The sequence below is a fragment of the Streptomyces sp. NPDC029292 genome, assembly GCF_055569295.1.
On the sequence record NZ_JBVHXR010000027.1, the window covers coordinates 1 to 18,102 of the forward strand.

17 protein-coding genes are annotated in these 18,102 nt (G+C 69.0%); 10 read left to right on the forward strand and 7 right to left on the reverse strand.

The genetic code is table 11. From position 1 onward, the window contains the following. Window positions 1–138: 138 nt before the first annotated feature. Together ACZ4WS_RS40800 and ACZ4WS_RS40805 are read right to left on the reverse strand one after the other, a co-directional pair. Window positions 139–474, reverse strand: a complete 336-nt coding sequence (locus ACZ4WS_RS40800; RefSeq protein ID WP_467988242.1) for a hypothetical protein — start codon at window positions 472–474, stop codon at window positions 139–141. A 5-nt stretch (window positions 475–479) separates the two neighbouring features. Further along, window positions 480–665: a hypothetical protein gene (locus ACZ4WS_RS40805; protein WP_467988243.1), complete on the reverse strand. Its 186-nt coding sequence runs from the start codon at window positions 663–665 to the stop codon at window positions 480–482. A gap of 103 nt (window positions 666–768) precedes the next feature. On the opposite strand from ACZ4WS_RS40805, the gene ACZ4WS_RS40810 reads away from it, so the two are divergent. Then, the gene (locus ACZ4WS_RS40810) at window positions 769–1,782 is read left to right on the forward strand and encodes a helix-turn-helix transcriptional regulator (RefSeq protein ID WP_467988244.1); all 1,014 of its coding nucleotides are present in this window, start codon (window positions 769–771) and stop codon (window positions 1,780–1,782) included. Window positions 1,783–1,805: 23 nt separating this feature from the next. Beyond that, window positions 1,806–2,816 carry a helix-turn-helix transcriptional regulator gene (locus ACZ4WS_RS40815; RefSeq protein WP_467988245.1) on the forward strand — a complete coding sequence of 337 codons (1,011 nt, stop codon included), beginning with the start codon at window positions 1,806–1,808 and terminating at the stop codon, window positions 2,814–2,816. On the opposite strand, the gene ACZ4WS_RS40820 is transcribed toward ACZ4WS_RS40815, so the two are convergent. Next, window positions 2,743–3,813, reverse strand: coding sequence for a helix-turn-helix transcriptional regulator (locus ACZ4WS_RS40820; protein WP_467988247.1), 1,071 nt, complete (start codon window positions 3,811–3,813; stop codon window positions 2,743–2,745). The genes ACZ4WS_RS40815 and ACZ4WS_RS40820 overlap by 74 nt on opposite strands. A 367-nt stretch (window positions 3,814–4,180) precedes the next feature. Here ACZ4WS_RS40820 and ACZ4WS_RS40825 point away from each other — a divergent pair, with 367 nt between their 5' ends. The 3 genes from ACZ4WS_RS40825 to ACZ4WS_RS40835 are packed head-to-tail and all read left to right on the forward strand — an operon-like array spanning window position 4,181 to window position 7,514. Continuing rightward, a complete protein-coding gene (locus ACZ4WS_RS40825; RefSeq protein WP_467988248.1) occupies window positions 4,181–5,725 on the forward strand; it encodes a circularly permuted type 2 ATP-grasp protein in 1,545 nt (514 codons plus the stop codon). After that, window positions 5,722–6,654, forward strand: a complete 933-nt coding sequence (locus tag ACZ4WS_RS40830) for an alpha-E domain-containing protein (protein WP_467988249.1) — start codon at window positions 5,722–5,724, stop codon at window positions 6,652–6,654. Before ACZ4WS_RS40825 ends, ACZ4WS_RS40830 begins: the two co-directional genes overlap by 4 nt. A 17-nt stretch (window positions 6,655–6,671) precedes the next feature. Continuing rightward, a complete protein-coding gene (locus tag ACZ4WS_RS40835) occupies window positions 6,672–7,514 on the forward strand; it encodes a transglutaminase family protein (RefSeq protein WP_467988376.1) in 843 nt (280 codons plus the stop codon). A gap of 217 nt (window positions 7,515–7,731) precedes the next feature. On the opposite strand, the gene ACZ4WS_RS40840 is transcribed toward ACZ4WS_RS40835, so the two are convergent. Together ACZ4WS_RS40840 and ACZ4WS_RS40845 are read right to left on the reverse strand one after the other, a co-directional pair. Beyond that, entirely contained in the window at window positions 7,732–8,274 is a 543-nt protein-coding gene (locus ACZ4WS_RS40840; protein ID WP_467988251.1) for a Uma2 family endonuclease, read from the reverse strand. A 221-nt stretch (window positions 8,275–8,495) separates the two neighbouring features. After that, window positions 8,496–8,954 carry an ATP-binding protein gene (locus tag ACZ4WS_RS40845; RefSeq protein ID WP_467988252.1) on the reverse strand — a complete coding sequence of 153 codons (459 nt, stop codon included), beginning with the start codon at window positions 8,952–8,954 and terminating at the stop codon, window positions 8,496–8,498. A 264-nt stretch (window positions 8,955–9,218) separates the two neighbouring features. Here ACZ4WS_RS40845 and ACZ4WS_RS40850 point away from each other — a divergent pair, with 264 nt between their 5' ends. Together ACZ4WS_RS40850 and ACZ4WS_RS40855 are read left to right on the forward strand one after the other, a co-directional pair. Then, a complete protein-coding gene (locus tag ACZ4WS_RS40850) occupies window positions 9,219–10,100 on the forward strand; it encodes a helix-turn-helix domain-containing protein (protein ID WP_467988253.1) in 882 nt (293 codons plus the stop codon). Between the two features lie 10 nt (window positions 10,101–10,110). Beyond that, complete coding sequence (locus tag ACZ4WS_RS40855) at window positions 10,111–10,299, forward strand: DUF397 domain-containing protein (RefSeq protein WP_467988254.1); 189 nt, start codon at window positions 10,111–10,113, stop codon at window positions 10,297–10,299. Here ACZ4WS_RS40855 and ACZ4WS_RS40860 read toward each other — a convergent pair. Both ACZ4WS_RS40860 and ACZ4WS_RS40865 read right to left on the reverse strand, forming a co-directional pair. Next, complete coding sequence (locus ACZ4WS_RS40860) at window positions 10,277–10,771, reverse strand: hypothetical protein (protein ID WP_467988378.1); 495 nt, start codon at window positions 10,769–10,771, stop codon at window positions 10,277–10,279. The genes ACZ4WS_RS40855 and ACZ4WS_RS40860 overlap by 23 nt on opposite strands. Before the next feature lie 115 nt (window positions 10,772–10,886). Further along, window positions 10,887–12,014, reverse strand: a complete 1,128-nt coding sequence (locus tag ACZ4WS_RS40865; protein ID WP_467988255.1) for a sugar ABC transporter substrate-binding protein — start codon at window positions 12,012–12,014, stop codon at window positions 10,887–10,889. A gap of 434 nt (window positions 12,015–12,448) precedes the next feature. Here ACZ4WS_RS40865 and ACZ4WS_RS40870 point away from each other — a divergent pair, with 434 nt between their 5' ends. The 3 genes from ACZ4WS_RS40870 (at window position 12,449) to ACZ4WS_RS40880 (ending at window position 17,986) form a co-directional block, all read left to right on the forward strand. Then, window positions 12,449–14,116: a PA14 domain-containing protein gene (locus ACZ4WS_RS40870; protein WP_467988256.1), complete on the forward strand. Its 1,668-nt coding sequence runs from the start codon at window positions 12,449–12,451 to the stop codon at window positions 14,114–14,116. A 104-nt stretch (window positions 14,117–14,220) separates the two neighbouring features. Then, window positions 14,221–16,266, forward strand: coding sequence for a PA14 domain-containing protein (locus ACZ4WS_RS40875; protein WP_467988257.1), 2,046 nt, complete (start codon window positions 14,221–14,223; stop codon window positions 16,264–16,266). Between the two features lie 16 nt (window positions 16,267–16,282). Continuing rightward, window positions 16,283–17,986, forward strand: a complete 1,704-nt coding sequence (locus ACZ4WS_RS40880) for a PA14 domain-containing protein (protein WP_467988258.1) — start codon at window positions 16,283–16,285, stop codon at window positions 17,984–17,986. Window positions 17,987–18,102: the final 116 nt, after the last annotated feature.

The window sequence follows — 18,102 nt, forward strand, 5'->3', positions numbered from 1 at the left end:
CCCCCCCCCCCCCCCCCCCCCCCCCCCCCCCCCCCCCCCCCCCCCCCCCCCCCCCCCCCCCCCCCCCCCCCCCCCCCCCCCCCCCCCCCCGCTGCGGGGGGAAGTACCTGCGCGATCTACTACGACGGGGGAATCGCGTCAGGCACTGCGGGGGGTGGCTGAGATGGTCTGCACGTCCGGGGCTTCCGGCTCGACCAGCTGGTGGTCACGCTGGTCGAGGTTCACAAAGATCATTCCGTACCGAATGGCACATCGCACTGGCTGCGGCGCCCCCCGAGGCCGTCGCAGACATCGGTACGCCCGTACGTCGTCGTCCTCGTCCCGGGTGACGACGACAGGCTCCCCGAATACGGTCACCATCAACGAGTCACCGCTGTGGGGGATGGCGGTGGCCAGGTCGATGAAGTGCCAGCCGGAGCGGTAGGCGGTGGCCATTTCTCGGCGGAATGAACGGTCGTCTGGAGGTGTGGTCATTGCGGTCAGTCCCACCTGGTGTCAAGGGGGAAGGCCGGCGTTTCGTCGCTGACGGTCTCGGCGGCCACGGACTGAGCGCCACCCGTGTCGTGCGCGTCGCTCTTCGCGCCAGAGAGGCCGGCCAGTGCTCCGAAGGCCACAACGGCGGAGAAGGCGGCGACCAACACCGAGCGAAGCATTCTCTTACGCATAGTCGGCTTCGTCCTCACTTGAAGGTCCCTCTTCCCCCGTCGAGTAAGACGATGGCTCATTCAGGCACGTCATGGCCACACAATCGGTGCATCATGTTCCTGCATGTTCAGGACCCTGGGGGGTGGAGATTTGGCTACAAATGGGACTAAGGCGACACATCCCCATGCGGTGACCGAACTGTGTGAGGAGGGAAGCCGCCTCTATGCGAATGCCCTGCGTACAGGGCGCATCCTGCGGGCAGACGTCGAGCCCGCTCCCTGCCTGATGGAGTTCGCCTTTCTTCACCCCGATCCCGACGACGCGACCTGGTTGCGCCCCGTTCCGCCGTCGATCGCGCTGGCCCAGCGGCTCAATCCCATAGAGCGCGAGATCAGCGAGAACCGGCGGCAGTCAATCGCACTCGCCGAGGTCTTCGAGCCGTTCATGGCCCTCAGTGCTCAGGAAACCGCCCCCACACACTCGATCACCGTGCTGGAGGGTCTCGACCGCATCAACGCGGCGCTCGACCTGGCGACCGCCCAGTGCCACACCGAGGTGCTCGCGGTCCAGCCGGGCGGCCGCCGCAGCCCCGAGAACAGGCTCCTCGAGGCACTGGAACGCGACAAGCCTCTGATCGAACGCGGGGTGCGGATCCGGACCCTCTACCAGCACACTGCCAGGTACAGTCCCGACCGGCTGGCCTACGTGGACCGGTTCACCGACGGCAAGGTCGAGTACCGCACCATCGACGAACTCGTCGAACGCCTCATCATCTGCGACGAGACCGTCGCTTTCATCCCCATCCGCGACGACCGGCAGGTGGCCCTGGAACTCCGTCATCCAGGTCTCGTCCGCTACTTGGTCAAGGTCTTCGAGTTCATGTGGGGTCGCGCGGTACCGCTGACAGCGGGTACTCCCTATGAGACCGACCCAGACGGCATCACCGACATCCAGCACTCCATAGCCAAACTCCTCGTCGAAGGCCACGTCGACGAGGCAATAGCCCGCCGCCTCGGCATGAACGTCCGCACCTGCCGCGCCCACATAGCCAAGCTGGCCACCGCCCTCGGCAGCGGCAGCCGGGCCCAACTCGGCTTTCTCATAGCTCAGTCGGGGATGCTGGAGCAGGATCACTGAATGGCGAGGGAAGAGAGAGACAGGTGACCAGCGGGGCGCACGGGCACAGAGCCGGCGAGCTGTGCGAGGCGGGCCTGGACCTGTACGCCCGCGCGTTGCGCGAGGGCCGTGTCACGCAGCAGGAGGCCGAGCCCGCTCCCTGCCTGATCGACTCCGGCCTGCTCCAGCCGGACATCGAGCACATGCGGTGGCTGCGTCCCCTAGCCCCCGCCGTGGCCCTGCCCCGGCTCCTGCGCGCCACCGCCGAGGACATCACCCGGCAGCGACAGCGCGAGGCACGTCTGGCGGAGGCCTTCGAGCCGCTCATGGCCCTGGACGCCGGGCAGGCATCGTCCGCGGGCGCGCAGACGAACACCGTGCTGAGCGGCTTCGAGCGAATCCAAGCCGCGATCGCCCGGGCCATGGCTGCGTCCTCCCAAGAGGTTCTCACCGTCCAGCCCGGCGGAAAACGTCCCGTTCCGGTCCTGGCAGCCGCGTTGCTGCTGGAACAGGAGATGCTCTCCCGCGGCTGCCGCATGCGCACCCTGTACCAGCACACATCCCGCCACGACCCCGCGGTACTCGCCCACTACGAGAACCTGGACGGCGACGTCGAGGTTCGCACCCTCGACGAAGTCACCGACCGCCTCGTCATCCTCGACCGGACCGTGGCCTTCATCCCCGCGAACGCGGACCGCACGATGGCTGTCGAGGTCCGCCACCCGGCCGTGGTCACCTACCTCGCCACCACCTTCGACCGCCTCTGGCACCTGGCCACCCCCATGTACCCCCAAGCCGTCACCCAACCCACCCTGAACGGCATCACCCCCCGCCAACGCGCCATCGCAGGCCTCCTCATCGAAGGCCACACCGACACCGTCATCGCCGAACGCCTCGGCATGAACATCCGCACCGCCCGAGTCCACATAGCCAAACTCGCCGCCACCCTCGGCAGCGACAGCCGAGCCCAACTCGGCTACCTCATCGGCCAGTCGGGGATTCTGGATCAGCGACAGGACGACGGGCCGGAACAATCCCCGGAACCGGAAGAGTGACCGACTCGAGCTCCGGTGAGCGGGGAGGGCCGTCCAGGCCCGCCTGGGCGATGCGGACGCCCAACTGCGTGCGGCTCGCGGCGCCCAGGGTCTCCGAGAGGCGGGCGATGTGGGCCCGGCAGGTGCGGACGCTGATGCCCAGGCGTTCCGCGACGACCGCGTCCTGGTGGCCCTCCGCCAGCAGCGCCGCGATGGAACGCTCCCGGTGCGTGATGCCCTCGATGCCGGTCGAGGGGAGCGGAGACGTCAGCGGGATCGCCAGGCGCCACAACCGCTCGAAGACCGTCACCAAGTAGTCCACCAGCGCCGGGTGCCGCAGCTCCAGCGCTATCGTGCGGTCGGAGTTCGCCGGGATGAAGGCGACCTTGCCGTCGAAGAGGATGAGCCGTTCCACGACCTCATCCAACGTACGGGCCTCGGCCGCGTCGCCCATCAGTTCCATGTAGTTGTGCAGGCCCTGGCCGTGGCGGGCGACGTGCGTGTACAGGTCGCGCATGCGGACGCCGCGTCGGCACATCTCCAGTGCGCGGTGCAGGCCTTCGGAGAGTTCGTCCTCGCGGCGGATGCCGCCCGGCTGCACGGTCAGGACCTCGGTCGTGCACTCCTCGGTCGCCTTGTCCATGGCGGCCCGGATGCGCGGCAGCCCGTCGAGTACGCGGATCGCCACGCCTTCGGGCGACGCCTGGACGCGCCCGCCGAGCCCCGCGTACCACTCGAATGCGGACACCGCGTCGCCCACCCGCGCCTGGCTCGCGCTGACCTCCTCGTACACCCCCCGCAGCAGCCGCGTCATGACCTCCTGCGGCGAGGTCGGCACCAGCCACCCCATGTCGTCGGGGTCGGGATGCAGCAGCGCCAACTCGACCAGACAGGGCACCGATTCCGCGTCCTCGCGCGGCACACGGCCGCGCCGCACGGCCCGGGAGTACACCCGGTCTGCGGCCTCGCACAGTCGGTCAGCGCCGTGCGGATGCATGTCCGTCCCTTGCCCGGCCATCTCCCCACTCCTGCCCGGCCATCTCCCCACCCTTGGCTCCAGCGTCTTCCGCAGCGCAACTATGCGCGGCCCCGTCCGCCATCGCAACACGGCTGTCCCGCCCGGGCGCCCCCGCTCGCCCGCTTACGTACCCAAACATCCCCACCTCCGCCCCGCCCCTTGCAACAAGCTGACGGTGGTGCCACCCGGACGTCCGGTGCATCGTGGTACCGCTTCCCAAGGGCGCGACGGTGCCCCCGGTGGCCCTGGCCGGATACCCCCATTCAGCCAGGGCCCCAACACGCCGCGAAAGCCCGCGCGAGCCCGCGTGAGCTGCCGGAAATCACCGAGTGATCGGCTCGTTACGTACCCCACTTAACGTCAGTCCATGGCGGACATATTTGACGCGTACGCGTTGGCCGATGCGTGGGACGAGATGTTTGAGCGGCCGGGTGAGGTCAGGACCGCCTATGAGCCGGTACTGGCGGCCCTGCAGCCCATCGAGCCGGGTGAACTGCGGTTCCGGGCGGACCAGATGGCGCGCGCCTTCACCGACCGGGGTGTGACCTACGCCTTCGCCGGTGAGGAGCGGCCCTGGCCGCTGGATCTCGTTCCGAGGATTCTCGACGCGCTCGAATGGGATCTCATACAACGCGGGGTCTCTCAACGGGTGCGGGCCCTTGAGGCCTATCTCAGCGATGCCTACGGGCCGTGCCGCGCCTTCGAGGACGGGGTCGTGCCCTGGCGGCTGCTCCTCAATTCCCCTCATTTCCATCGGGCCGCACAGGGAATCGAGCCACCGGGTGGGGTACGGATCCATGTCGCCGGGATCGATCTCGTACGGGACGAGGCCGGGGACTTCCGGGTGCTCGAAGACAACGTCCGTGTGCCGTCCGGTGTCTCGTACGTCATCGAGAACCGGCGCGCGATGACCCGGATCTTCCCCTCCCTCTTCGCCGAACAGCACGTGGTGCCGGTGGACGGGTATGCGCAGAAGCTGCTCGCGGCGCTGAGAGCCGCGGCTCCGGACGGGGCCGATGACCCGCGCGTCGTCGTCCTCACCCCCGGGCCCAGCAACGCCGCCTACTTCGAACACGCCCTGCTGGCCCGGCTGATGGGCGTGCAGCTGGTCGAGGGGCACGACCTCGTCTGCCGGGGCAACCGCGTCTGGATGCGGACCACGCGCGGCGAGATGCCGGTCCATGTCGTATACCGGCGGCTCGACGACGACTTCCTCGATCCGCTGCACTTCCGGCCGGACTCGGTGATCGGCTGCCCGGGCATCCTGAGCGCCGCGCAGGCCGGCACGGTCACGCTCGCCAACGCCGTCGGCAACGGAATCGCCGACGACAAGCTGCTCTACACGTACGTCCCCGATCTCATCCGCTACTACCTCGGCGAGGAGCCCGTCCTCCCGAATGTGGAGTCGTACCGGCCGGACGAACCAGGGCAGTTGGAGGCCGTGCTCGACCAGATCGACCAGCTGGTGATCAAGCCCGTCGACGGCGCGGGGGGGCAGGGCATCGTCATCGGGCCGAAAGCCGACCGGGAGACCCTCGAACTCACCCGCGAGGCCGTAGCCGCCGATCCGCGCGGCTGGATCGCCCAGCGCCCGGTCGCCCTGTCCACCTCCCCCACCCTCGCGGGCGACGGTATGGCGCCGCGCCACATCGACCTGCGCCCCTTCGCCGTCAACGACGGCAGTGACGTGTGGGTCCTGCCGGGCGGGCTGACCCGGGTCGCGCTCCAGGAGGGCAACCTCATCGTCAACTCCAGCCAGGGCGGCGGCTCCAAGGACACCTGGGTGCTGGCCGAAGGGCCCGCCGAACAGCCCGCGCCGCAGGTCAACGGCACCGTTCCGGACGTCGTCCCCCGACAGCTCGGGCCCGACGGCGACCGCACCGTCGTACAGGAAGGGGCACAGCAGCAGTGAACGACGTGATCCTCTCCCGGATAGCCGAAGCCCTGATCTGGACGGGCCGGTACGTGGAGCGGGCGGACGCCACCGGCCGCATCCTCGACGCCTACCTCCACCGGCTCCTCGAAGACCCCTGGCGTGACGAGGACGTCGCCTGCCGGTCGCTTTACGCCATCCTCGGCGTGGACGCCGGCGACGAACGCGTCGACATGCAGCAGGTCCTGGACCAGCTGGCCTTCGACGCGCGTTCCACCTGCTCCATCGAGGGCGCGCTCGGCGCCGCCCGGCTGAACGCGCGCAGCGCCCGCGAGGCCGTCTCCTCGGAGATGTGGGAGTGCCTCAACTCCACCTGGCACGCCCTCGCCGACCAGCGGTTGGCCGCACGGCGCACGGGCCCGTACGCCTATCTGGAGCTCGTACGCCGCCGGGCCGCCCTCTTCTTCGGACTCGCCGATTCGACGATGAGCCGGGACGACAGCTGGCGGTTCGTGGTGCTGGGGAGGAGCCTGGAACGGGTGGACATGACCGTACGGCTGCTGTCCGTACGGGTGCTGGACGCCGCCCATGCTCCCGACTGGCCGACGCTGCTGAGCGCGAGCGGCGCCGACGAGGCGTATGCCCGGGTCTACGGCGGCTTCGGCGACACTCCTCGTGTGGCCGAATTCCTCCTCCTGGACCGGGACTTCCCGCGATCAGCCCTGCACGCCCTGACGACGGCGGAGGAGTGCCTGGCGGCGCTCGGCCGTCCCCGCCAGGACCCGGCGCGCCGCCCGATAGGCCGCATGCGCACCCGACTCGAATACCTCGACCTGGCCGCGCTGGAGGACGTACTCCCGCTGCTGCTGCGGGACTTGCAGCAGGCCTGCATGGCGTCCGCCGAGGCGGTGGCGGAGAAGTTCTTCCCGTACCAAGGGCCCGTCGAGTGGGCCCAGGAAGGAGCGTGAGCGACGTGACCACTGCAGTGACACGCCGGCTCCGGATCCGGCACACCACCCGCGTCTCGTACGCGCAGGCCGCGGTCTCCTCGCACAACGAGGTCCGGATGACTCCGCTGACGCTCCCCGGCCAGACGACCCTGGACGCCCGGGTGACGGTGAACCCCGCCACCGCCACCTGGTCGTACTGGGACTACTGGGGCACCCAGGTGACGGGTTTCGACCTCATGGAGCCGCACGCGGACCTGACCATCACGGCGTCGAGCCTGGTGGAGACCTCCCCGCCGGGCGCGCTGTCGTCCGCGCCCAGCTGGGCGGCCATCGCCGACCACACCGCGAACTCCCGCCTGTTGGAGTACGCCGCCGCCACCCCTCGTACGACGGTGCCGCCGGAGCTGGTGGAGCGGGCCCGCTCGGTCTCGGCGGGGCTCGACCCCCACGAGACCGCCGTCGCCGTCTCCTCCCTGGTCACCGACCGGGTCACATACCTCCCGGGGGTGACGGGCGTGAACACCAGCGCCACGGAGGCCTGGGAGCAGGGCGCGGGCGTCTGCCAGGACATCACCCACCTCACCGCCGCCCTCCTGCGCGGCCTCGGCCTCCCCACCCGCTACGTCTCCGGCTACCTCCACCCCGAGCGCGACGCGGAACTCCACCGCCCCGTCGCGGGCCAGAGCCACGCCTGGATCGAGTACTGGGCGGGCGAGTGGACCGGCTACGACCCCACCAACCGGACGAGGGCCGACGAGTCCCACGTGGTCGTGGGCCGGGGACGGGACTACGACGACGTGACGCCGCACAAGGGGGTGTACCGGGGGGTGGCCGGGGGGCCGCCGGAGGTGACGGTGGAGTTCACGCGGGTGGCGTGAACTGACCTTTCGAACGGCCCCGGGTGTGTCAGGCGTCCAGCTCCCGGGGCCCGTAGAGCGCATGGTCGGCGCCCGTGCCGAGCGCCCAGTAGCGGTCGCCGTACGAGGGGCTCTCCGCAGTCCACGACGCGTATCGCGGCGATCTTCGGGTCTGACATCAACACGATCTCGGTCATGAAGTGATCATGTCGCAAGGGTCGTCGACAGCCCGGTCGGCCTAGCTCCGCTTGGGCCCGGTGATCGCTTCTCCGATCACGAAGCCTTTGGCGGGGCCTTCGGGGATGGTGATGTCGGTGCCGTAAGGAACGCGGTGGACTCCGACCCATTCGGCCTTGTCAGGCTGAGGCTCGGTGAGAACAGTGACGGTGCCGGAGCGGTCGTAGTCATCGATGATCACGTACACGGGGAAGTTCGCCTGGGCGTACTCCCGACGCTTCCTCAAACGATCCCGCTCCTGGTTGCGTTTGCCGGGGGAGACGACCTCGACAACCAGGCGGACTGCGGCAGCGGTGAGGCCGAGGCGGTCATGCGTCACATACCGTTCCGTGTCTCTGACCGTGATGAACAGATCGGGAATCCACGCACTGCCCTGGTTGAAGATGTTTGTGTCATGGCGGACGGCGAAGTCGCCACCCCGGAGAAACTCCCCCAGCGCCTCCCTGAGCTGCCAGATGATCTCGCTGTGTTCGTAGCGACCGGTGGGCGACACCTCGATGGCTCCCTCGATGATTTCAGCGCGGTAGCCCTCGGGGAGTTCCATGGCCTTCCATGCCTGCCGCAGGACTTCGTCCAGATCGGGCCCGTTCTCGTACGCGGGCTCAGGCTCGGTCCTGATCTCAGGCATGGTCTCGGGCCTCTCGTGCGCAAGAGCGGTCATGACGGCATCACCTCCTCAAGTGTGGGCTTGACGTCCATGGGGCACAAGCAACGCGATCACGGTAGGTACGGCGATGGAGCCGACCTGGGGAAAGGCCCCCTGGCTCACCCGATCCGGTGAGGGCGGAACGATCCACCGCTTTCGGCCTCCCCCAGCTCGAACCACACCCCCTTCGCGAACCGCCCCGCCCGTTCGCCCGCCACACCCCACACGTCCGCGACCTCCGCGACGAGGGCCAGGCCGCGGCCCCAGCAGGCGGTCAACCCGGCGGTGGGAGTGACCGGCGGGTCGCGGCTCTCGTCGTACACGCTCACGCGAAGGCGGGCCGGGGTGAGCTGTAAGCGGAGCATGGCGGTGCCCTTGGTGTGGAGGTGGACGTTGGTGACCAGCTCCGAGGTGCAGAGGGTCGCGGGCATGACGAGGGGTTCGCGGTCGAGAGTGAGGAGTACGGCGCGTACGAAGTCCCGGCAGACCTTGGGGGCGGTGGCGTCGGCGGGGGCGAAGAGGCTGTAGTCGTGGGCGAGTTGAGCAGGCCGGTGTGGGGCCCTGCGGGCGGCTTCCATGGGGGCATCAGCTCCTGACGGAGGGTTCGTCGAGTAGAGGGGTAGGCCCGCGATGGCAATGTCCGGGTCCGGCTGGATGACGGTCCGGGTGCGCTTTCGCTTGTGGGCAGGGGGAGTTGGACGACTCCGGTACCGTTTCGGAGCGTTAGCAGCGCCGCACTCAAGGTAGTCGGACGGGGCTCTAATTCTCAACCCTGTTGCCTCTTTCGGTGGACCAACTCGGTTACGCAGGGCAGACTTTGGCGGAGCCATCGAGGAGACACCGTGGGACTGCGCACCACCATCAGCGAACGTCAGCGGCGGCTCGGCGTCGAGCTCAAACACCTGCGCGAAAAGGCCGGGTTGAACGCGGGAGAGGCGGCCGGACGGATCGGCATGAGTCGCGGCCAGCTCAGTCACATCGAGCTCGGGCGTACATCTGTCCTGACGGAGCGCCTGCTCGACCTGTGCCGCGCATACGGGTGCGCAGACGAGCCCTACATCGAGGCGCTGGTCGCCATGTCGGAGGCAACGGGCAAGGGCTGGTGGAGCGCGTACAAGAAGCACCTCGGGCCCGGCCCGCTCAACCTGGCCGAACTGGAGGCGGATGCGGTCGCACTCCGCATGCACGAGCCCCTGTTCATCCCGGGCCTCTTCCAGACCGCCGACTACGCCCAGGCCATTTTCCACAGCCCCAAGCTGGGCTTCGAGAACCTCGAAGAGGCTCTCAAGTTCCGCATGGACAGACAGCAGATCCTCACGCAGGAGAACCCGCCCACGGTCCACGCCGTGATCCACGAAGCTGCCCTGCACATGCGGTTCGGCGGCACCAAGGTGGTCCGCGAGCAACTGCTCCGGCTCATTGAACTGGGACGCCTGCCCAGCGTGACCATCCAGGTCTACCCGTTCAGCGCACAGGCGTACGCGGCCCTCATCGGGAACTTCACGCACATCATTCCCAGCACCGGGAAACTGAGCACCGTCATCCTCGAACAGCCCTTGGGCTTCCACTACTTGACCGAGGAAGACCAGCTGCAGAAGTACACCTCACTCTTCGGTCACCTCGCCGGAAACGCCCTCGCCCCCGTCGACGTATCGTTGGCCCCCGAAGCACACTCCGTGAAGGACTCGCTGGCCCTGATCCAGCACCTCCTCTACGAACTCTAGGGAGGCCGAGATGCCCGAACTGAACTGGCACAAGTCATCGTTCAGCGGAGGTCCCGAAGGGAACTGCGTGTTCGTCGCCACCGCCCCCGACGGAACGATCCGCCTCCGCGAGAGCGACACCCCCCGGACGGTCATCACCACCGCCCCGGAGGGGCTCTCCGCGCTGCTGCGGCACATCAAGCGGCAGCCCAGCTCCTGAGCAACGCCTCCCGCGCCGCCCGCCAGGGCGTCGCCCCGCCGCCCTCGGCGCTCCCCCACTCCAGCAGTCGCGCCACGTCCGCCGAGCCGTCGGCGAAGCGTCGCAGCAAGTCGAGGGACAGTTCGTACTCGGACTGGACGTAGCCCCCGACGGGGGCCGAGTACACGGTCAGTTCGGCCTTCTCCTCGTCCGTGCGGACGTGGACTTCGAACGCGGGCGGGGCATCGCCGCCGCCGCCCGCTGCCAGGTCGAGGACCGTGTCCGCGACGCTGTGCACCAGCCACCGGGTGCTGGAACGCACCTGGGCGTAGTGCACGCCGACGTCGCGTATGTCCGCCCAGGGCCAGAATCCCTTCTGGCCCGTGCCGACCGCCTCCACCCCGGAGCGGGTGAGCCGCACACCGCGCCCGTACCCCTCGGGCTCGGCACCCAGGTACACGTGCTCCTTGGTGATCCAGAACAGGCCGATCATGGCCACGGGTGCCTCCAGCGGTACGACGTAAGGTCGCCCTCTGAGACACCCGCGGACCGGGATTGGTTCACCCGGGCCAACCCGGGCTCACCCGGGCCCACCGGCCCCATCCGGCCTACTTGAGGCCGATCGCCGTGCAGTAGGCCTTGTACTTGTCCGTGCAGATCTCCTTGACGGTGTAGATGCCGTCCTGGATCACGGTGGTCTTGATGTTGTCCGTGGTGAGGGCGACGACGGGCACGAGCTGGGCCGCGATGGCCTTGTTCGTGGGGCTGTCGACCTTGTCGCGGGTGAGGGCGTCGAACTCGATGGAGCGGCCCTGGATCTTCGCCACGGCCATCTCGGCGGCGGCGCTGGCCTCCCGCGGGTACGACTTGTAGACGCTCATGTACTGGTCGCCCTTGACGATGCGCTGCACCGCGTCGAGCTCCGCGTCCTGGCCGGTGACCGGCGGGACCTTGCTGACGCCCATGGTCTTCATGACGTCGATGACCGCGCCCGCAAGGCCGTCGTTGGCGGAGTAGACACCGGCGATGTTGCTCAGGCCGACGGCCGCGATGGCCTTCTCCATGTTGGCCTTGGCGTTGACCGGGTTCCAGTCCTTGGTGTCGTACGTCTTGGCGATGACGACCTTGTCCTTGAGCTCGGAGAGAGCACCCGCCTTGAACTGCGCCGCGTTCGGGTCGGTGGGAGAGCCGTTCATCATGATGATCTTCTTCGAGGCGGCACCGCTGCCGAGCGACTCGACGAGGGCCTTGCCCTGGACCTGGCCGACGAGTTCGTTGTCGAAGGAGATGTACGCGTCGATCGGCCCCTGGGCCAGGCGGTCGTAGGCGATGACGGGGATGCCCGCGTCCTTGGCCTTCTGTATGCCGCTCGCGATGGCCTTGGAGTCCACGGCGTCCACGAGGAGCACGTCGACCTTGTCGTCCACCATCTGCTGGAGCTGCTTGTTCTGCTTGGCCGCGTTCGCCCCGGCGTTGGCGTAGGCGACCTTGCCCTTGTTGCTGGTGAGCTTCTCGACCTCGTCCTTGATGATGGGGTAGTCAAACTTCTCGTAACGGGAGTTTTCCGTCTCCGGGAGGAGCAGTCCCACCGTGATGTCGTCCCCCTTCGTGGGGCTGGCCTTGGTGTCGCTGCCGCTGAGTCCGTCCACGACACCGCAGGCGGTGAGCGAGACGGCCATCGCGGACGAGGCCAGGGCTATCGCGGTACGACGAAGCCGGCTGTTACGAGTGTTCACATCAGGTGCCTTCCGGGCGAGGTTGCAGCATTGCGACCCAGGTGGCTGAAAGCCAACGCGGCGATCACCTCAGCGTCAAGGAGTAACCACTTAACGAGATGGCAACAGCATTCCGTGCTGCCCGCGTGAAGACAGTGTCGCAGGGGTCGCGCCGATCCGTCGCACCCCCTTCATCTCAAGGACACCGCCAGCACCCCTGAGTACGTCTCAGAAGCCGCCGGCGCTCAACTTGAGGGGTCCGGCCGGGACGTTCCCCCGATCGCGCGCCCCAGGGCCCTCTGGCCCCGGCCGACCGGCCCCAGCTCACCGGCCCCGACCGACCCGGTCCCCGTGATTCACAGGAAAGCGCGCACAACCCCACATCGCCTTCACAAGTCGTGATCATCGGCGACGTCATCCCTGCGCGTCGCCGGCAGACACTAACGAGGGCCCGTATGAACCCAGCCAGACGTACGACCGCCGCAGCCGCCATCGCCGTCACGCTCGCCACCGCGGGTGGGATGCTCGCGGCCGCCAACCCGGCCAGCGCGGCGACGGGTTGCGCATCGCCCGTCTTCAAGCGGCAGTTCTTCGCGAACACCACGTTCTCCGGTACGCCGAAGAAGACCGACTGCGACACGAAGATCGACCAGAACTGGGGCACCGGCGCCCCTGCCTCCGGCCTCCCGTCGAACAACTTCGGCGTCCGCTGGACCGTCACCCGCGACTTCGGCTCCGGCGGCCCGTTCTCCTTCGCCGTCGCGGCCCGGGACGGGGTACGGGTGTACCTCGACGGCGTCCGAAAGGTCGACATCTGGAAGAACGTCTCGACGACCCAGAACAAGACCGTCGACCTCACCATCCCGTCCGGCAAGCACACCGTGCGCGTCGACTACGTCAACTGGACCGGCGCCGCGAACGTCACCTTCAACTACTACCCGCGCGCCTGGTCGAGCGCCGACAAGGTCATGCCGCTGGCCCCGACGGGTGCTGCGGTTACATACGACAAGACCTCCGGCAAGGCCACGCTGACCTGGGCGAACAACAAGGAGATGGACCTCGCCGGGTACCGCGTCTACCGGCGCTACAAGGGCCAGCCGTACCCCAAGGACCCCCGGACGCTGACCATCACCGCCACCTCGTTCACGGAGCCGCTCGCGAAAGCGGGCAGCAGCTTCTACTACGAGGTCCGCGCGGTCGACAAGGCCGGCAACGAGTCGACGGGCAGCGCCGACCAGCTCGTCACCACGGTCGACGAGCTGGTGCCCGACAGCCCGCAGGTCATCTGGTCCTCGCCGAGCAGCACGGCTGTCTCGATGCACTGGACGTCCAGTGCGGGTGCGGACGGGTACGAGGTGTACCGCGCGCTGTCCACGGACGGCCCGTACACGCTCATCGACACCGTCACCACGACCGACTACGACGACACGACCGCCGAGCCCGACGTGACCTACACGTACCGGGTGCGGGCGATCGACAACGCCGGGAACAAGTCGGGGTACTCCTACCTCGTGGGGGTCTCACGGGACACCATCCCGCCGCTCGATCCGCAGAGCCTCACGGCCACCCAGGAGGACGAGGGCGGGGTCACGCTGACCTGGCACGCCGTTGACGCGCCGCGCTACCGCGTCTACCGGTCCACGTCGTCCGACTCGTACGGCACCCTGATCGGCACGGCGACGAACAGCGCCACTGTCTACCGGGACACCACCGGCGAGCCCGGGCAGACGTACAGCTACCGCGTGACCGCCGTGGACGCGGCCGGGAACGAGTCCGCCGCGGCCCTGGTCACCGCCACCAGGAAGGTCGGCGAGAGCAGCGCGCCGACGGCTCCGGGCCTCATGGCCGCCGCCATTGTCGGCGACCACCTCACCCTGGAGTGGAGCCAGAGCGGCGCGGTCCCGGTGTCCGGGTACACCGTGTACCGCTCCCGCACGACCCCGGTGGACACGACCGACCCGGCGAACGTCTTCGCCACCGCCGGCGGCACGTCCTACGAGGCCACAGTGGGTGACGACGAACAGGACTACTACTACGCCGTGGTCGCCGAGTCGACGTACGGCGTCCGCTCGGCCGCCTCGAACTCCGTACTGCCGTCGGTGACGGCGACGCCCGCGGCCTGACGGTCAACCGCTCGCAAAGATCCGTACAACCAATTCCCTTTCTTGTCAGTCCTGATCGTCAACGGCCTTTTGCCTGCCGTTGACGATCAGGACTGAAGGAACGCATGAACCCAGCCAGAGGCACGACGGCCGCGGTCGCCACCGCCCTCGTGCTCGCCACCGCGGGCGGCCTCCTCACCGCCGCCGCCGCCTCCGCCGCCACCAGCTGCGCCTCACCGGTCTACAAGCGGCAGTTCTACGCGAACACCACGTTTTCCGGCACCGCCAAGAAGACCGACTGCGACTCGGTGATCGACCAGAACTGGGGCACCGGCGCCCCCGCGTCCGGCCTCCCGACCAACAACTTCGGCGTCCGCTGGACCGTCACCCGCGACTTCGGCTCCGGCGGCCCGTTCGCACTCCCCGTCGCCACGCAGGACGGCATCCGCGTCTACCTCGACGGCACCCGCAAGGTCGACCTCTGGAAGAACGTCTCCACCACCCAGAAGAAGACCGTCAACGTCACCATCCCGTCCGGGAAACACACCCTGCGGGTGGACTTCGTCAACTGGACCGGCGCCGCGAACGTCAAGTTCGACTACACGCCCCGCACTTCCGCCACCGTCGACACGGTCAAGCCGCTCGCGCCGACCGGCGCCGAGGCGTTGTGGGACGACGAGGACAACCGCGTGCGCTCCACGGTCAGCTGGGCCAAGAACAAGGAGATGGACCTCGCCGGGTACCGCGTCTACCGGCGCGTGAAGGGCACCAGCAGCTGGACGAAGGTGACCACGACCACCAGCCGCAGCTACACGGACTTCCCCCCGCCGACGGGACAGTCGTACTACTACGAGGTCCGCGCCTACGACAAGGCGGGCAACGAGTCGTCCGGCAGCGCCGACCAGGGCCCGATCGCCACGGACGACCAGACCGCACCCGCCGCACCGGTCCTCACCGCCGCGGGCGTGGAGGCCTCCAACAACCTCTCCTGGACCGCCTCCGCGGACGCCGTCACCTACCGGGTCTTCCGCAAGACCAGCTCCGCGACCTCCTTCACCTCGCTCGCCGACACCACGTCCACGAGCTACACGGACACCTCGGCGGCGTACGGCAAGGCGTACGACTACGAGGTCAGCGCCATCGACGCGGCCGGGAACGTCGCGACCTCCGCCGTCGTCCGCAGCACCCGGAGCATCACCCCGCCGACGGACGTCGTGGCGACCGTGCCCAGTTGGGGCGCCGTCTTCACCTGGACCGAGCCCGCCGGTGGCGACACCGCCAACTACCGGGTGTACCGCTCGGAGACCTCCCCGGTGGACCTCGGCACCGCCACGCTCACCGACTGCCGCAGCCGCAAGGTCAGTACGGACGCGGCCGGTAACACGGTCCGCAGCTGCACCGACTACGACGGCGACCAGGGCGCCACCTACCACTATGTGATGACCCGTCAGAACACCGCGGGCCGCTGGTCCACCGGCTCCCCGGAGATGACCGTCACCCGGCCCGGCGACGAGATCCCGCCGTCGCCCGTGACCGGCCTGACCGCCGAGCCGCTGGAGTACGGCGTCAAGCTGGACTGGGACGACAGCACCGCCGCGGACCTCGGCTACTACGAGGTCTACCGGGGCACCGCGGCCACCACGGAGGGCACCTGCAACAGCTGCGAGTACCTCGAGACAGTCGACGCCGGCACCTCCGAGTACCTGGACGGCCCGGGGCGGGCGGACGGCGAGACCAGGAGCTACTTCGTCGTTCCCGTCGACGTCTACGGCAACCGGTACAGCCCGGAGGGCAGCGACGTCGACAGCGGCCCCGTCTCCCTCGTCACCGTCACCGAGCTCGACCTCACCCCGACGGTCACCCTCGAGAACACGGCACCCTGCTCCCTGACCTCCTGGGCCACCGGTGCGGGCGACCCGCAGCTGGACCTGGACTGCGAAGCCTCCGTCGCCACCGACGCCGCGGGCATCCACGTGTACCGCTGGGATCGCACGGCGGGCGCGTACGTCAAGGTGACGGCCGAGGCCCTGCCCGCCACCACCACCCGCTACACCGACCTCGCCGCGTCGCACGGCACGACCCACCACTACGTCGTCTCGGTCGTCGCGGCGGACGGTTCGGAAACCTTCTCCAACGTCGACTACACCGTGTCGCTGCCGAGCGGAGCCTGAGATCAAGACTTCCGCCATGTCCCTCATCCCCTCCGCGGTCGTCCTGGCCACCGCGGGCGGCCTGCTCACCGCGACCGCCGCACCGGCCACCGCCGCCACGGCGAGCTGCGCCTCCCCCGTCTACAAGCGGCAGTTCTACGCGAACACCACCTTCTCCGGCACCCCGAAGAAGACCGACTGCGACTCGGTGATCGACCAGAACTGGGGCACCGGCGCCCCCGCTTCCGGCCTCCCGTCGAACACCTTCGGCGTCCGCTGGACCGTCACCCGCGACTTCGGCTCCGGCGGCCCGTTCGCACTCCCCGTCGCCACGCAGGACGGCATCCGCGTGTACGTGGACGGCGTACGCAAGGTCGACCTCTGGAAGAACGTCTCCACCACCCAGAAGAAGACCGTCAACGTCACCATCCCGTCCGGGAAACACACCCTGCGGGTGGACTTCGTCAACTGGACCGGCGCCGCGAACGTCAAGTTCGACTACATGCCCCGCACTTCGGCCACCGTCGACACGGTCAAGCCCCTCACCCCGACGGGCACCTCGGCGACGTACGACACGGCGGGTGGCAGCACCAAGCTGTCCTGGGCGAAGAACAAGGAGATGGACCTCGCCGGTTACCGCGTCTACCGCCGCCTCAAGGGAACCTCCTTCGCCAGCACGCCACTGGCGACGACCACCTCCACGTCGTACACCGACACGGCCCTGCCGGCGACCGGCGAGACGTACTACTACGAGGTCCGCGCCTACGACAAGGCGGGCAACGAGTCGGCGGGCACGGCGGACCAGCTCGTCACCACCGTCGACCGGACGGCACCGGCCACACCCACCAGGCCGATCGCCACATCCGAGAAGGGCGGGCTGCGGCTCGTCTGGAACGGGGTCACGGGAGCCGCGTCGTACCGCGTGTACCGGGCGGCGAGCGCGAACGGCACGTACACCGAGGTCGGCAGTACGGACCAGGTCTCCTACCTGGACGCCTCGGCCGTCGAGAGCGTCACGTACTCCTACCGCGTGACGGCACTGGACGCGGTGGGCAACGAGTCCGCGCAGTCCGCCGACGTCAGCGGCGAGCGCGAGGACCTCACCCCGCCGCCCGCCGTCACCGGACTGACGGTCACCCCGACCGAGTACGGCTTCGCGCTGAACTGGGACGCGAATCCGGCCGCCGACCTGGGCCGGTACGTCGTCTACTGGGGCGAGCTGTGGGGCGACGAGGACCAACGGATCTGCTCCGGCAGCGCTGTGGAGTACCTGTCGGCCGACACCACCTCGTACGCGTACACCACCCGCCCGGACGGCGACGAGGTCTGCTTCTTCGTCGACGCCATCGACGACTCCGGGAACTCCTCCTTCAAGTGGACCCGCTCGGCCGAGGCCGTGGCTGCCACCGAGCTCGACATGACACCCGGCGTGCCGACGCCCGAGGGCTCGCCACTGCACCTCACCGCGAGCGCCGCCGAGGGCGACGAGGGGAACCGCTTGACCTGGTCGGGGCTCGGCGAGTCCGCCCCGGAGGCCGCGGGCGGCTACCGCGTCTACCGCTGGAACCCGGCCACCGCCACGTACGAGAAGGTCACCGACCTCGGCAGCGGCGTCCTCGAGTACTTCGACACCGGCGCGAAGCGCGGCACCACGTCCTACTACTGGGTGACCGCCGTGGCCGCCGACGGCACCGAGTCCCTGCCGGCGGCCGACTGGACGGTCACCGCACCGGCGAAGTGACCTGACCACCACGACCACGCATGACGAAGGGGCCCGGGGGGGGGGGGGGGGGGCCCCCGGCCCCCCTTCGCCGGGTGGGGAGGGAGCGGGGGGGTTTCCTCAACAGACGTGTTCGT